We start from the raw sequence: 14701 nt of genomic DNA on the forward strand, positions 1-14701 counted from the left end.
GTCCGTACCGGGCGGCCGCGTGGACCGGCTGCCCGGTACGGACGGCGCGACGGCGCGCGATCCCGCGCCGGAGCTCGACGGCCCAGGACGGGAGGACGGCGAGCGCGGTCAGGACCGGTACCGTGATCTGCACCCGCTCGGGCGGGAGGTCCGGCGCGGAGTCGGATGTCCGGGCCTTCGCCGATGCCGGTGGCGCGCCTGCTGGCACGAGACCGCGTTCCCCTGCCGTTCCCGCCCCCTGCGGAACCGCAGAGGGGTGTCAGCGGCCGGTGAGGGCCCGCTCCCCCGCTTTCCGCATGGCGTCCAGCGGCGCCGGGGAGCGTCCTGTCATCTGCTCGACCTGGAGGACCGCCTGGTGCACCAGCAGATCGAGGCCGCTGATCACCGCGCCGCCGCAGGCGGACCAGCGGGCGGCGAGGACCGTCGGCCACGGGTCGTAGAGCACGTCGAAGAGGACCGCCGGGCGTTGCGGGACGGCCCGGGCGAGCGCGTCCGTGACACCGGCCGGGGTGGTGCTGAGGACCAGCGGGGCGTTCAGGGCCTGCCCGGCGTCGTCCCAGTCGGCGATGCGCACCGTCACGTCCAGCCGCTCCGCCCACTGCCGCATCTCGGCGGCACGGGCCTCGCTGCGGACGTGGACGACGATCTCGCCCGAGCAGATCCTGGCCAGCGCGGCCAGCGCGGACGAGGCGGTGGCGCCCGCGCCGAGGACGGCGGCGGACTCCACCTCGTCGATGCCGTGCTCGCGCAGGGCGGCGACGATGCCGGGGATGTCGGTGTTGTCGCCGGTACGGCGGCCGTCCTCGGTGAGGACGACGGTGTTCACCGCGTCCACGGAGGCCGCCGTTTCGCTGATCCCGTCGAGCAGCGGGATGACCGCCCGCTTGAGCGGCATGGTCAGCGACAGCCCCGCCCACTGCGGCCCCAGCGTCTCGAAGAAGCCCGGCAGCGCCTTCTCGTCGACCTCGAAGCGGCCGTACGTCCAGCCCTCGAGGCCCAGCTCCGCGTACGCGGTGCGGTGCAGCACCGGGGAGAGGGAGTGGGCGATCGGGGAGCCGAGCACGGCGGCGCGGCGGGGTGCTGCCATCAGTCGTTCCTCGAGGCGTTCCACTTGTCGACCAGCTTCTGGTGGTCGGCGTTGGTCCTGGTGAACTCGCTCGTCCTGCCGTCGAGCGAGATGAAGTAGAACCAGCCGCCGTCCGTCGGGTTGAGCGCGCCCTTGATCGCTTCCTCACCGGGGTTGCTGATCGGGCCGGGCGGCAGACCCTTGTAGTAGTACGTGTTGTACGGGTTGTCGTAGTTCCTGAGCTCGCTGAGCGTCAGGTCGATCTTGCTCTGGTTCTTGACGTAGTTGTACGTCGAGTCGAACTCCAGCATGCCGTTGGTCTCGGTGTTGCCGGGTTCGAGACGGTTGTAGATGACCTCGGCCATCTTGCGGAAGTCGCTGTGGCTGGTGCCCTCGGCCTGGACGAGACTGGCCACGGTGATCAGCTGCCAGGGGTTGTCGAGGCCGAAGCTCTCGGCCTTCTGCTCGACGCCGAGCTTCTCGTAGGTCTCGGTGGCCTGCGCCACCATGCGCTTGAGGACCTCCTCGGGCTTCTGTCCCTCGGACACGCCGTAACTGGACGGGAAGAGGAAGCCTTCCAACGGGTCCTTGACGTCCTCGTGGCCCTGTGCCCACTCCGGCAGGCCGAGCTTCTCCCAGTCCTGTTCGGCGACCTCGGCCGTGGTGCCTTCCTCGACCCCGAGCCGTTTGTCGATGAGCTCGTAGATGTCGGCGTTGCGCCTGCCCTCGGCGATGATCAGGTTGTTGCGGCTCTTGGGGCTGAGCATGAGCTCGACCGCGCTCGCCGCCGACATCTCCTTCTGCAGGGTGTAGACACCGTCCTGGATGGTCTTGCCCTGCGGATTGGCGGCCTGGGCCGCGACGAAGGCGTCGACGCTCTTCACCACGCCGTTCTCCTTGAGCACCTGCCCGATCTTGTAACCGAGCGCGCCCTTGGGGATCTCGACGGAGACCTGCTGCCCGTTGCCCCCGCCCGCGAAGTCCGGGGCGCTGCCGAAACGATCCTGGTAGAACTGGTACCCGAAGTACCCGATACCGGCGATACCACCGCCGAACACCAGGACGACCACGAGGCAGGCCACGCCGGTGCGCCGCTTCCTCTCCTTGCCGCCGCGGCCCCGGCGCTCACCGCGTCCGCGCCGGCCGCCCTGCTCGTCACCGGGGTCGTCACCGTCGCCGCCCGCGAAGAAGGCGTGCTCCCCCTTGTCGGGACCCGGGTCCCAGTCGGTCTCCGGCTCCGGCTCCGGTTCGGCGCGGCGGCGGCCGGGCGGCTCGGGCGGCGGGTAGGCCTCGGGAGCCGCGTAGTAGTCGGCGTGCTCCCCGCCGTAGTTCCCGGTCTGCTGCCCGTACGCATCCGGCGGGGCGGCGGCGTACGGGTCCTGCGGGTGGGTGCCGGTGGGCCAGCCGTTCTGGTCGTACTGCGGCTGGTGCTGCTCGGGCGCGTACTGCTGGTCGTACTGCGGCGGGTGCTGCTGCTGCCCGTCGTACCCGTTCTGCTCGGCGGTCGCCCAGGCGCCGTACTGCTGCTGCGTCTGCGGCTGCTGCGGGTAGGGCTGCGGCTGGCCGTCGTAGGGGGACTGCTCACCCTGGTGGGTCTGCTGTCCTCTCCATCCGCCGTCCCCGTACAACGGGTCGTCCGGATGCCACGGTTCGGAGCCTTGACCCCGGCCATACTCAGTCATCGATCCCCTAGAGCCGCGAGGCGGCGGTCGCCCGGCAACCCAAGACCACGGCTCCCGTTCCGCCTCTCTCCGTGCGTCGGCTGTTCGAACACCGTCCGCATCGCGCGGAACGTTACCGTACCGCGATCAGACAACCACTTCGACGCCCTCACCGGGCGGGCTGCCTGACACCCGTTCGGATTCCAGCGCCTGCTGGAGGATGATCACCGCGGCCGCCTGGTCGATGACGGAGCGGCCCTTCCTGGACTTCACGCCGGAGGCGCGCAGCCCCTGGCTCGCCGTCACCGTGGTCATGCGTTCGTCGAGGAGTCTCACCGGAACCGGCGCGATCATGCGGGCCAGTTCCGACGCGAAACCGCGGACCTTGACGGCGGCGGGGCCCTCGCCCCCCTTGAGGGAGCGAGGGAGACCGACGACGACCTCGATCGGCTCGTACTCCTCGACCAGTTGCCGCAGCCTGCGGTGCGCGGCCGGGACGTCCCGGCCGGGGACGGTCTCGACCGGGGTGGCGAGGATCCCGTCGGGGTCGCACGAGGCGACCCCGATGCGGGCGTCCCCGACGTCGATCGCGAGCCGGCGGCCCCGGCGCATCACCGGGCCGTCCTGCTCGTTCGCCGGGCCGTTCACTTGGCCGTGTCCGCCACGAGCCGCTCGACGGCGTCGACGGCGTCGCCCACGGCGGCCGGGTTCTGCCCGCCGCCCTGGGCGACGTCCGGCTTGCCGCCGCCGCCCCCGCCGAGGGTCTTGGCGGCCGTGCGGACCAGGTCACCGGCCTTGAGGCCGCGCTCGCGGGCGGCCTCGTTGGTGGCGATGACCGTCAGCGGCTTGCCGTTGTTCACCGCGAACAGGGCGACCACGGCGGCCCGGCCGCCCTGGATGCGGCCGCGCACGTCGAGGACCAGCTTGCGCAGGTCGTCGGCGGTGGTGCCGTCCGGGACCTGACCGGTGACCAGGGCGATGCCGTGGACGTCCTTGGCGGACCCGGCGAGACCGGCGGCGGCCTGCAGCACCTTCTCGGCGCGGAACCTCTCGATCTCCTTCTCGGCGTCCTTCAGCTTGCCGAGCATGGCGGAGACCTTCTCCGGCAGCTCCTCCGAGCGTCCCTTGAGCAGCTCGGTGAGCTGGTTGACGACCGTGTGCTCGCGGGCGAGGAAGGTGTAGGCGTCCACGCCGACCAGGGCCTCGATACGGCGCACGCCGGAGCCGATGGAGGACTCGCCGAGCAGCTTCACCAGGCCCAGCTGGGCGGTGTTGTGCACGTGGGTGCCGCCGCACAGCTCCTTGGAGAAGTCGCCGATGGTGACCACGCGGACGCGCTCGCCGTACTTCTCGCCGAACTCGGCGATGGCGCCCTGCTTGCGGGCCTCGTCGATGCCCATGACGTCGGCGCGCACGTCCAGGTCGCGGGCGAGCACCTCGTTGATCTTCTGCTCGACGTCGGTCATCACGGCCGTCGGCACGGCGGACGGCGAACCGAAGTCGAAGCGGAACCGCCCCGGCTGGTTCTCGGAGCCGGCCTGGGCGGCCGTCGGGCCGAGGGCGTCGCGCAGGGCCTGGTGGGTGAGGTGGGTGGCCGAGTGGGCACGGGCGATGGCCTTGCGGCGGCGGTCGTCGATGGAGGCATGGGCCTTGGCCCCGACGGTGACCTCGCCGACCTGGACGACGCCCTTGTGGACGTACACACCCGGCACCGGCTTCTGGCAGTCGCGGATCTCGATGACGGCGCCGGTGTCGGCCCTGATCCGGCCGGTGTCGCCGATCTGGCCGCCGCCCTCGGCGTAGAACGGGGTGCGGTCGAGGACGATCTCGACCTCGTCGCCCTCGGTGGCGGCCGGGGAGGAGGCGCCGTCGACGAGGATGCCGACGATCGTGGACTCGCTCTCGGTGTCGGTGTAGCCGACGAAGTCGGTGGCACCGGCCTTGTCGGCGATCTCGCGGTAGGCGCCGACGCCGGCGTGGCCGGTCTTCTTGGCCCGGGCGTCGGCCTTGGCGCGCTCCCGCTGCTCCTTCATCAGGCGGCGGAAGCCCTCCTCGTCCACGGAGAGCCCCTGCTCGGCGGCCATCTCCAGGGTGAGGTCGATCGGGAAGCCCCAGGTGTCGTGGAGCAGGAAGGCCTTGTCACCGGCCAGGACGCTGCCCCCGGCGGCCTTGGTGTCGCTCACCGCGGTGTCGAGGATGTTGGTGCCGGCCTTCAGCGTCTTGAGGAAGGCGTTCTCCTCGGCGAGGGCGACCTTCTCGATCCGCTCGCGGTCGGTGATGAGCTCGGGGTACTGCTGCCCCATCATCCCGATGACGACGTCGATCAGGTCCTTGACCACCGGACCGGTGGCGCCGAGCAGGCGCATGTTGCGGATGGCGCGGCGCATGATGCGGCGCAGCACGTAGCCGCGGCCCTCGTTGCCGGGGGTGACGCCGTCGCCGATGAGCATGACGGAGGTGCGCATGTGGTCGGTGACCACGCGCAGGGAGACGTCCGAGGCGTGGGCGTCGCCGTAGGCCACGCCGGTCAGCTCGGTGGCCTTCTTGATGACGGCCATGGAGGTGTCGATCTCGTACATGTTCTGCACGCCCTGCAGAATCATGGCGAGCCGCTCCAGGCCGAGGCCCGTGTCGATGTTCTGGCTCGGCAGGTCACCGAGGATCGGGTAGTCCTTGCCCGGCCCCTCGCCCCGCTCGTACTGCATGAAGACGAGGTTCCAGATCTCCACGTACCGCTCGTCGTTGACGGCCGGGCCGCCCTCGGTGCCGAACTCGGGACCGCGGTCGTAGTTGATCTCGGAGCAGGGGCCGCAGGGACCGGGGACGCCCATGTCCCAGTAGTTGTCCTTCTTGCCCAGGCGCTGGATGCGCTCGGACGGGACACCGACGACGTCGTGCCAGATGCGCTCGGCCTCGTCGTCGTCCTTGTAGACGGTGATCCACAGGCGCTCGGGGTCGAGGCCGTAACCGCCCTTGTCCTGAGGGCTGGTGAGCAGCTCCCAGGCGAGCTTGATGGCGCCTTCCTTGAAGTAGTCACCGAAGGAGAAGTTGCCGCACATCTGGAAGAACGTGCCGTGCCGGGTGGTCTTGCCGACCTCTTCGATGTCCGGCGTGCGCACGCACTTCTGCACGCTGGTGGCGCGGTCGAAGGGCGGCTTGACCTCGCCCAGGAAGTAGGGTTTGAAGGGCACCATGCCGGCCGGGACCAGCAGCAGAGTCGGGTCGTCCGCGATGAGCGACGCCGACGGGACGACGGTGTGCCCGCGCTCCTCGAAGAAGCTCAGCCAGCGGCGGCGGATCTCGGCCGACTCCATCAGTGGTCCTCATTCCGGTTGTACGGGTACGTCGGGTACGTCGACTCGGGCGTCGGCCCCTCGACGTGTTCGGGGCTGTCGCGGTTCTCGATGACGGTGTGGCTCCGGGACGGCGGGAGTTCACGGCCGACGGGGGTGGTGAGCCCGAGCGCGTCGCCCAGTTCGGCCTCCCGCCGGGCCATGTGGTCGCGGACCTCGAGCGCGAAGTCCACCGTGCGGTCCCTGAGCCGGCCGCCGGCCTCGATCGCCTTGTTCGCCGCGGCCACGGCGAGGTGCTCGGGCGTCAGCTGCTTGAGCTTGCGGTTGACCTTGGTGGTGGCCCACACGCCGGCGGCGACGCCGGTGGTGAACCAGAACGTTCGGCGGAACATCGCTGGGTCAGTCCTTCTTTCCCCGGGTCCGCTTCTCCCGCCGCGCGCCCGGGACGGTACGGCCGACGATCACGGTACGCCCCTGCCCCTTGGCGGGGGCGTCCTCCTTGCGGCCGCTGACGGCCCGGCGCACGCCGTAGCCGAAGGCGGCGACCTTGACGAGGGGTCCGCCGAAGGTCGAGGCCACGGTGGTCGACAGCGCGGAGGCGTTGGACGTGACCTCCTGGACGTCGGAGGCGATCGCGTCGACCCGTTCGATCTGGGTCTGGGCGGAACGCACCGCCGTGGAGGCCTCGGCCAGCAGCGGGACGGCCTGCTCGGTCACGTCCGCCACCAGCTCGGTGGTCGCCCTGAGCGTCTGGGCCAGCCTCGCCAGCGCGACGGCGAGGAAGGAGACCAGGATCGCCCAGAAGACGGCCACCAGGATTCCGGCCACCTCACCACCGGACACTGTGTGCACCCGCTCCCTTGAAACGCGCCTGAACATCGAGAAAGTCGTGTGACCGAGCCTATCGCGCCGGTGACACGACCCCGTACCGGATTACCGTCCGCCGCGGGCGCGGGGTGCGAACGAGCCCGCCGCCTCGCCCGCCCGGAGGGGGCGGGGAGACGGCGGGCTCGGATACCGCGCGCCTGCCTGGGTCAGCGGGCGTAGTACTCGACGACGAGCTGCTCGTCGCAGATCACCGGGATCTCCTTGCGGTTCGGCTCGCGGTCCAGGCGGAACGCCAGGGCCTTGAGGTTCACCTGCAGGTAGCGCGGGATCTCGCCGTCGGGGGCGAAGCCGCCCTCACGAGAGATCGTGAAGAGGGTCTTCTCCTTGCTGCGGTCACGGACCTGCACCACGTCGTCCGGGCGGACACGGAAGGAGGGCTTGTCGACCTTCTTGCCGTTGACCTGGATGTGGCCGTGGACGACCATCTGGCGGGCCTGGTAGATCGTGCGGGCGATGCCCGACCGCAGGACCAGCGCGTCGAGACGACGCTCCAGCTCGATGATCAGGGCCTCACCGGTCTTGCCCTGGACCTTGGAGGCACGCTCGTAGGCGCGGACGAGCTGACGCTCGGACACGTCGTACTGCGCACGCAGACGCTGCTTCTCCAGCAGACGGACCTTGTAGTCCGAGTTCTGCTTGCGGCCGCGGCCGTGCTCACCCGGCGGGTAGGGGCGGGCCTCGAAGTACTTGACGGCCTTCGGGGTCAGCGCGATGCCGAGGGCACGCGACTTCTTGACCTTGGGGCGGGACTGGTTCGCCACTTCTTTTCCTTTTCCTTTTCGGCTGCCTCAGGGTTACGGGAGGTCACATCCGCAGCCGGGGAATTCCCGGCAGGTCCGCGGGGGACATGCCAGGCAGCCGCTCCCTGGTCTGGGCACATACGTGCAGCACACGAGTGGCCCACCGACCGGTCCCTGGACTCACGGGTGGTGGTGGGCTGCCCGCGACACCTACGACGGTGCGCGACGCTCCTGGATCGAAGGATCCGGCTGGATGTCCCGCCTGAGGCGCCGACCGGAGCCGGACACGGGACGCAGCGCTTCGGAAAGTCTACAGGGTGGTCAGGAGCGCTTCCGACCGAGGCGCTTCCTGGTCCACTCCACCGCGTCCGCGTACCGGGCCTCCGCGCCGTGCCGGGTGGGCTCGTAGTAGGCGCGGTCCTTCAGGGCGTCCGGCGCGTACTGCTGTTCGGCGATGCCCTCGGGCAGGTCGTGCGGGTACACGTACCCCTGCGCGTGCCCCAGCTGGGCCGCGCCCTTGTAGTGCCCGTCGCGCAGGTGCGGCGGCACGGGTCCGGCCAGCCCCTTGCGTACGTCGTCCAGGGCGGCGCCGATCGCGGTGGTGGCGGCGTTGGACTTGGGGGCCAGGGCCAGGGCGATGGTGGCGTGGCTGAGGGTGAGGGCGGCCTCGGGGAAGCCGATCATGGCGACGGCCTGGGCGGCGGCGACGGCCACGGGCAGGGCGTTCGGATCGGCGAGGCCGATGTCCTCACTGGCGGAGATCATCAGCCGGCGGGCGATGAACCGCGGGTCCTCCCCGGCCTCGATCATGCGGGCCAGGTAGTGCAGGGCGGCGTCGACGTCGGAGCCGCGGATGGACTTGATCAGGGCGCTGGCGACGTCGTAGTGCTGGTCGCCGTCGCGGTCGTACTTCACCGCCGCCCGGTCGACCGTCTCCTCCAGGGTGGCCAGGGCGATCTCCGCCTCGCCCTTGTCGAGCGCGGCCCCGGCTGCGGCCTCCAGGGCGGTGAGCGCGCGGCGGGCGTCACCGCCGGCGATGCGCAGGAGGTGGTCCTCGGTGTCCTCGGGGAGGGTGACCGCGCTCTTCAAGCCCCGCTCGTCGGTGAGCGCACGCCGCAGCAGGTCCCGGACGTCGTCGTCGGTGAGCGGTTCGAGGGTGAGCAGGAGGGACCGGGAGAGCAGCGGGGAGATGATCGAGAAGTAGGGGTTCTCGGTGGTCGCGGCGATCAGGGTGACCCAGCGGTTCTCCACGGCCGGGAGGAGGGAGTCCTGCTGGGCCTTGCTGAAGCGGTGGATCTCGTCGAGGAAGAGGACGGTCTCCCGGCCGTACCCGCCGGAGGCGCGGCGGGCGCCCTCGATGACCGCGCGGACCTCCTTGACGCCCGCGGTGATCGCGGAGAGCTCGACGAAGCGCTTGTCGGTGGCCTTGGAGACGACGTAGGCCAGGGTGGTCTTGCCGGTGCCGGGCGGCCCCCAGAGGATCACCGAGGAGGCTCCCGCGGGACCCGAGGCGCCCTCGCCGACCAGTCTGCGCAGCGGCGAGCCCGGCTTCAGCAGGTGCCGCTGGCCCACCACCTCGTCCAGGGCGCGCGGGCGCATCCGGACCGCCAGGGGGCTGCCGGTCGGGTCTTTCTCCTGGCGGTCTTCCGCCGCGGCGGTGAACAGGTCGGGCTCCACGCTGAAACCCTAAAGCACCGCACCGACAGCCCTGCGCGGGCGATCAGCCGGTCCAGAAGTCCCACCAGCGGGTCAGGACCAGCATGCCGATGATGCCGATGTGCAGGACCGGCAGGACCCAGGTGAACTCGCCGAAGAAGCTCCTCAGCCAGCCCGGGGCGGGCAGGAAGCCCTGGCGCACGTTGAACGACGTCACGTACCAGAACATGACGATCGTGGCGACCCAGGCCAGGCAGCACCACAGGCACAGGGCGTTGATCCGGTACAGGGACTGGACCGTCAGCCAGGCGCAGAAGGCGACGCCGAAGAGCGTGCCCGCGTTGAAGGCGAGCCAGTACCAGCGCGGGAAGCGGGCCCGGGCGAGCAGGCTCACGCCGACGCAGATCACGATGCCGTAGGTGACCAGGCCGAGCATGGGGTTGGGGAAGCCGAAGACGGAGGCCTGGTCGCTCTCCATCACGCTGCCGCAGGAGACGACGGGGTTGAGGCTGCACCCGGGGACGAACGTCTCGCCCCTGGTCTTGGCCTCGAGCAGCTTGAACTTGTCGAGCGTGATCACCCATGCGGCGAGCACGCCGGCCGCGCCGGTGAGCACCAGGAGCAGGGCGAACGCCCGGCTCGCGCCCTCCGTGCGCGGGGCGGTGCGCTCCGGCGAGGGTTCGCGCTCCATGTCGACGTCCCTGACTGTCGTCTTGCTCATCACGCCGATTCCGTCACAAGAGAGTGTGGACCTGCTTCGGGCAGGGTCATTGTGCCGTACGGGGCGGTGGATCCGCCGTTGCGCGGACGTAAGGACGTACCGGCGCCCGCCCCTGAGCGTCCGGTTTCGGCCGACGTCCGCGGGGCGGCCGCACGGGTGTCTCCCCCGGGATCATCCGGCCGGGTGACGGCGGTGCCGGCGCGTTGACGGCGAAGGCGCCGGTGCTCCGCGGGAGCATCCGGCGCCTTCGCCCGCACGGGGAGGGATCAGCCGAGCCGTGACTCCAGCTCCGCGACGATCTCGTTGACGCCGACCGCCGTCTGCTCGCCGGACTCCATGTCCTTGAGCTGGACGACGCCCTCGGCGAGGTCTCGCTCGCCCAGCACCAGGGCGTAGCGGGCACCGGAGCGGTTGGCGGCCTTCATCGCCGCCTTCAGGCCCCTGGCGCCGTAGGAGAAGTCGGCGGCGACGCCGTTCTTGCGCAGCTCGGTGACCTTCGCGAAGAGGACCCGGCGGGCCTCCTCTCCGAGCGGGACGGCGAACACGCTGGTGGCGGCGGGGAGTTCGAGCTCGACGCCCTCCGCCTCCAGGGCCAGCACCGTGCGGTCGACGCCCAGGGCCCAGCCGACCGAGGGCAGCGCGGGGCCGCCGATCATCTCGGACAGGCCGTCGTAGCGGCCGCCGCCGCCCACGGCGGATTGGGAGCCGAGGCCGTCGTGGACGAACTCGAAGGTGGTGCGCGTGTAGTAGTCCAGGCCGCGCACCAGCCTGGCGTCGTCCTCGAAGGCCACGCCCGCGGCCGTGATCAGTTCGCGGACCTCCTCGTGGTACGCCTTGCAGGCGTCGCAGAGGTAGTCCTGCAGGAGCGGCGCACCTGTCAGCTGCTTCCGCACCGACTCCCGCTTGTCGTCCAGGACGCGCAACGGGTTGATCTCCGCGCGGCGCAGGGTGTCCTCGTCCAGGTCCAGGCCGCGCAGGAAGTCCTGCAGGGCGGCCCGGTACACGGGGCGGCACTCCTTGTCGCCCAGGCTGTTGAGCAGGATGCGGAAATCGCTCAGGCCCAGCGAGCGGTACGCCTGGTCGGCGAGGATGATCAGCTCGGCGTCCAGGGCCGGGTCCTCCGCGCCGATCGCCTCGGCGCCGACCTGGGAGAAGTGACGGTAGCGGCCCTTCTGGGGGCGCTCGTAGCGGTAGTAGGAACCGGAGTACCAGAGCTTGACCGGAAGGTTGCCGGTCTTGTGCAGGCTGGCCTCCAGGGCGGCGCGCAGCACGGAGGCCGTGCCCTCGGGGCGCAGGGCGAGCCGGTCGCCGCCCTTGGTCTCGAAGGCGTACATCTCCTTGGTCACGATGTCGGTGGACTCGCCGACACCGCGCGCGAACAGCTCGACGTTCTCGAAGCCGGGCGTCTCGATGTAGCCGTAGCCGGAGCCCCGCAGCGGGGCGGCGATGGCCTCACGGACGGCGAGGTACTTGGCGCTGTCCGGCGGGATCAGGTCGTACGTGCCCTTGGGGGCCTTGAAGGTGCTCACGGAAGTCTCTCGTCACATTCCTCGTCGGGGAGCGTCCACGTGCGCTCCCGGGCCGGCCGCCACCTGCCGCAGATACGGATTGGTGGCGCGCTCCCGGCCGATGGTCGTCTGGGGACCGTGGCCGGACAGCACCACGGTCGAGTCGTCGAGCGGCAGGCACACGCGGGCCAGCGAGTCGAGCATCTCGGCCGTGTCACCGCCCGGCAGGTCGGTGCGTCCGACGGAGCCGGCGAACAGCAGGTCGCCCGAGAAGAGGACCGGCGGGACGTCCGCCGCCTCGGGCAGGCCGAAGGTCACCGACCCCTTGGTATGGCCCGGCGCGTGCGCGACGGTGAGCTCCAGGCCCGCCAGTCGCAGCTTCGCGCCGTCGGCCAGTTCGCGGACGTCGTCCGGTTCCCCCACGGTCAGCTCGCCCATCAGCGGCATTCCGATGGAGCGGCCCAGCGCCTTCTCGGGGTCCTTCATCATGAAGCGGTCCGAGGGGTGGATCCAGGCCGGCACGCCGTGCGCTCCGCAGACCGGGACGACCGAGGCGACGTGGTCGATGTGGCCGTGGGTGAGGACGACGGCGACGGGCTTGAGCCGGTGTTTGGCGACCGCCTCCGCCACTCCGGGGGCGGCCTGATGGCCGGGGTCGATGATCACGCACTCCTCACCGGCGGCGGGGGCGACGAGATAACAGTTCGTCCCCCAGGCCCCGGCGGGGAACCCGGCAATGAGCACGATCGTCCTTCGTTGTATCGATACGGGAGGCTTGCGACGGGGCTGCGCCCGTGGTCAGAGCCTACCGGCGCTGCCGATTCCTCGGCGAACCCATATACGGTACGGGGCACACGCAGGCGGTCGGCTCACCGCACGCACGCACGCGTACCGGCCGGCACACGAGACGCATGAGGAGAGAACCCGGTGGTCAGCCAGGAACAGCGGCGGCGTCAGCTCGCCCGGGAGAAGTTCTTGCGGCAGCAGCAGCGGCGCACCGAAGCGCGGCGCAAGTCGCGGATGCGCAACTCGGTGATCGCGTCCGTGCTCGGTGTGGTCCTCGTGGGCAGCCTCGCGCTGTACACGACCGGGACGCTGAAGCAGGACGAGGACAGGACCGACGCGAGCGCGGAGGTGACGCCGAGCGCCTCGGCTCCGAGCAAGGCGCCCGACCCGTGCGAGAAGCCGGCGGAGGGCAAGGTCAAGTCGGAGACCTGGAAGAAGGAGCCGGCGATGTCCATCGACAAGTCGGCGAAGTACACCCTGAAGCTGGACACGACCTGTGGCGCGATAGACGTGGCGCTGAAGGCGTCGGCGGCCCCGCACACCGTCAACTCCTTCGACTTCCTCGCGAAGAAGGGCTACTTCGACCACAGCAAGTGCCACCGGCTCACCACCAACGGCATCTACGTGCTGCAGTGCGGTGACCCGACGGGCACCGGCACCGGCGGTCCCGGCTACACGATCCCGGACGAGAACCTGAAGGACGAGAGCCTGAAGGACAACGTCTATCCGGCGGGCACGGTCGCGATGGCCAACACCGGACAGAAGGACAGCGGCGGCAGCCAGTTCTTCCTGGTCTTCCAGGACAGCCAGCTCCCGCCCAGCTACACACCGTTCGGAACGATTTCGGACTCCGGCATGAAGGTGCTGAAGAAGATCGCCGACGCCGGGGAGAGCACCGGGGCCGGCGACGGGGCGCCCAACGCGACGGTCGTGATCGACAAGGCGACCGTCACCCGGTCCTGACCCCCCAACTGCGAAATTTCGGTCGCGCGGGATGCGGACAGGCATCCCGTCGGTCGCCTATGTTGGCCGTGACGAAACTGTGGACGATGCCCGGGGGAGCTACGAGGCCCCTCGACGGCATCATGTGGAGGAGGCGCTGTGAGCAGCGACCCGTGGGGCCGCGTCGACGAGACGGGGACCGTGTACGTGCGTACGGCCGACGGCGAGCAGGTCGTCGGTTCCTGGCAGGCCGGCTCTCCCGATGAGGCGCTGGCCTACTTCGAGCGCAAGTACGAGGGCCTGGTTGTCGAGATCGGCCTCCTCGAGAAGCGAGTCAAGACCACCGACCTGTCGTCCAAGGACGCGCAGACCGCGATCGGGCATCTGCGCGAGCAGGTCGACGCCCATCACGCGGTCGGTGATCTGGACGCTCTCAGGGCCCGGCTGGACAAGCTCGTGGAGCTGGTGGAGGCGCGTCGCGAGGAGCGCAAGGCGCAGCGGGCCAAGCAGTCCGACGAGGCGCGCCAGGCCAAGGAGGCGCTGGTCGTCGAGGCGGAGGAGCTGGCCCGGTCCGACCAGTGGCGGGCGGCCGGGGAGCGGCTGCGGTCCCTGGTGGACACCTGGAAGGGGCTGCCGCGGCTGGACCGCAAGTCCGACGACGAGCTGTGGCACCGGTTCTCGCACGCGCGCTCGGCGTTCTCCAAGCGGCGCAAGCAGCACTTCGCGCAGCTGGACGCGCAGCGCGAGGAGGCCCGCCGGATCAAGCAGCGGCTGGTCGCCGAGGCCGAGTCGCTGTCGGGTTCGACGGACTGGGGGCCGACGGCCGCCCGCTACCGCGATCTGATGTCGGAGTGGAAGGCCGCGGGCCGCGCCCAGCGCGAGCACGAGGAGGACCTGTGGAACCGCTTCCGCGGCGCCCAGGACGTCTTCTTCGCCGCCCGCAGCTCGGTCTTCGCCGAGCGTGACGCGGAGCAGACCGAGAACCTCAAGCTCAAGGAGGAGCTGGCGGGAGAGGCCGAGAAGCTTCTGCCGATCACGGATCTGAAGGCCGCGCGGGCCGCGTTCCGGGCGATCAACGAGCGCTGGGAGGCCATCGGCCATGTGCCGCGGGACGCCCGCCCGAAGGTCGAGGGCCGGATGCACACCGTGGAGCGGGCCCTGCAGGAGGCCGAGGAGTCCGAGTGGCGCCGGACGAACCCGGAGGCACGTGCGCGCGCCGCGGGTCTGACCGGTCAGCTCCAGGCCGCCGTGGACAAGCTGAAGGGCCAGATCGAGCAGGCCCGGGCGCAGGGCAACACCGCCAAGGCGGAGAAGCTCGAGCGGGAGCTTCAGGGGCGCCAGGCCCTGCTGGACCAGGCGCTGAAGGGTCTGCAGGAGTTCGGCGGCTGAGTCCGCGCGAGGAGGGGCTCCCGTACCTCGGTACGGGAGCCCCTCCTTCGT

At 70.6% G+C, this 14701-nt stretch carries 13 protein-coding genes; 2 read left to right on the plus strand and 11 right to left on the minus strand.

Going from position 1 to position 14701, the window contains the following annotated elements; translation table 11 throughout:
- Window positions 1-259: 259 nt before the first annotated feature.
- The 11 genes from ACF07S_RS18250 to ACF07S_RS18300 form a co-directional block, all read right to left on the minus strand.
- Window positions 260-1087 carry a shikimate dehydrogenase gene (locus ACF07S_RS18250; protein ID WP_391964430.1) on the minus strand — a complete coding sequence of 276 codons (828 nt, stop codon included), beginning with the start codon at window positions 1085-1087 and terminating at the stop codon, window positions 260-262.
- Entirely contained in the window at window positions 1087-2748 is a 1662-nt protein-coding gene (mltG, locus tag ACF07S_RS18255; RefSeq protein WP_391974589.1) for an endolytic transglycosylase MltG, read from the minus strand. Before mltG ends, ACF07S_RS18250 begins: the two co-directional genes overlap by 1 nt.
- Before the next feature lie 126 nt (window positions 2749-2874).
- Window positions 2875-3339 carry a Holliday junction resolvase RuvX gene (gene ruvX / locus ACF07S_RS18260; RefSeq protein ID WP_391964684.1) on the minus strand — a complete coding sequence of 155 codons (465 nt, stop codon included), beginning with the start codon at window positions 3337-3339 and terminating at the stop codon, window positions 2875-2877.
- A 32-nt stretch (window positions 3340-3371) separates the two neighbouring features.
- Window positions 3372-6041, minus strand: coding sequence for an alanine--tRNA ligase (gene alaS, locus ACF07S_RS18265; protein WP_391974590.1), 2670 nt, complete (start codon window positions 6039-6041; stop codon window positions 3372-3374).
- Window positions 6041-6412, minus strand: coding sequence for a hypothetical protein (locus ACF07S_RS18270; RefSeq protein WP_391964433.1), 372 nt, complete (start codon window positions 6410-6412; stop codon window positions 6041-6043). The genes alaS and ACF07S_RS18270 overlap by 1 nt, the downstream gene beginning before the upstream one ends.
- 7 nt (window positions 6413-6419) lie before the next feature.
- Window positions 6420-6872 (minus strand): DUF948 domain-containing protein, encoded by a 453-nt coding sequence (locus tag ACF07S_RS18275; RefSeq protein ID WP_391964434.1) that lies wholly within the window; start codon window positions 6870-6872, stop codon window positions 6420-6422.
- A 182-nt stretch (window positions 6873-7054) separates the two neighbouring features.
- Entirely contained in the window at window positions 7055-7669 is a 615-nt protein-coding gene (gene rpsD, locus ACF07S_RS18280; protein WP_391964435.1) for a 30S ribosomal protein S4, read from the minus strand.
- Between the two features lie 300 nt (window positions 7670-7969).
- Entirely contained in the window at window positions 7970-9325 is a 1356-nt protein-coding gene (locus tag ACF07S_RS18285; protein WP_391964436.1) for a replication-associated recombination protein A, read from the minus strand.
- Window positions 9326-9368: 43 nt separating this feature from the next.
- Window positions 9369-10025: a vitamin K epoxide reductase family protein gene (locus tag ACF07S_RS18290; RefSeq protein ID WP_391964437.1), complete on the minus strand. Its 657-nt coding sequence runs from the start codon at window positions 10023-10025 to the stop codon at window positions 9369-9371.
- 266 nt (window positions 10026-10291) lie between these two features.
- The gene (gene hisS, locus ACF07S_RS18295; protein WP_391964438.1) at window positions 10292-11554 is read right to left on the minus strand and encodes a histidine--tRNA ligase; all 1263 of its coding nucleotides are present in this window, start codon (window positions 11552-11554) and stop codon (window positions 10292-10294) included.
- 12 nt (window positions 11555-11566) lie between these two features.
- On the minus strand, window positions 11567-12277 hold the full coding sequence (locus tag ACF07S_RS18300; RefSeq protein ID WP_391964439.1) for an MBL fold metallo-hydrolase: 711 nt from the start codon (window positions 12275-12277) through the stop codon (window positions 11567-11569).
- A 183-nt stretch (window positions 12278-12460) separates the two neighbouring features.
- Here ACF07S_RS18300 and ACF07S_RS18305 point away from each other — a divergent pair, with 183 nt between their 5' ends.
- Window positions 12461-13282, plus strand: a complete 822-nt coding sequence (locus ACF07S_RS18305) for a peptidylprolyl isomerase (protein WP_391964440.1) — start codon at window positions 12461-12463, stop codon at window positions 13280-13282.
- A 138-nt stretch (window positions 13283-13420) separates the two neighbouring features.
- Complete coding sequence (locus ACF07S_RS18310) at window positions 13421-14650, plus strand: DUF349 domain-containing protein (protein WP_391964441.1); 1230 nt, start codon at window positions 13421-13423, stop codon at window positions 14648-14650.
- Window positions 14651-14701 lie beyond the last annotated feature (51 nt).

The sequence above is a fragment of the Streptomyces sp. NPDC016640 genome (genome assembly GCF_043076215.1).
Taxonomy (GTDB): domain Bacteria; phylum Actinomycetota; class Actinomycetes; order Streptomycetales; family Streptomycetaceae; genus Streptomyces.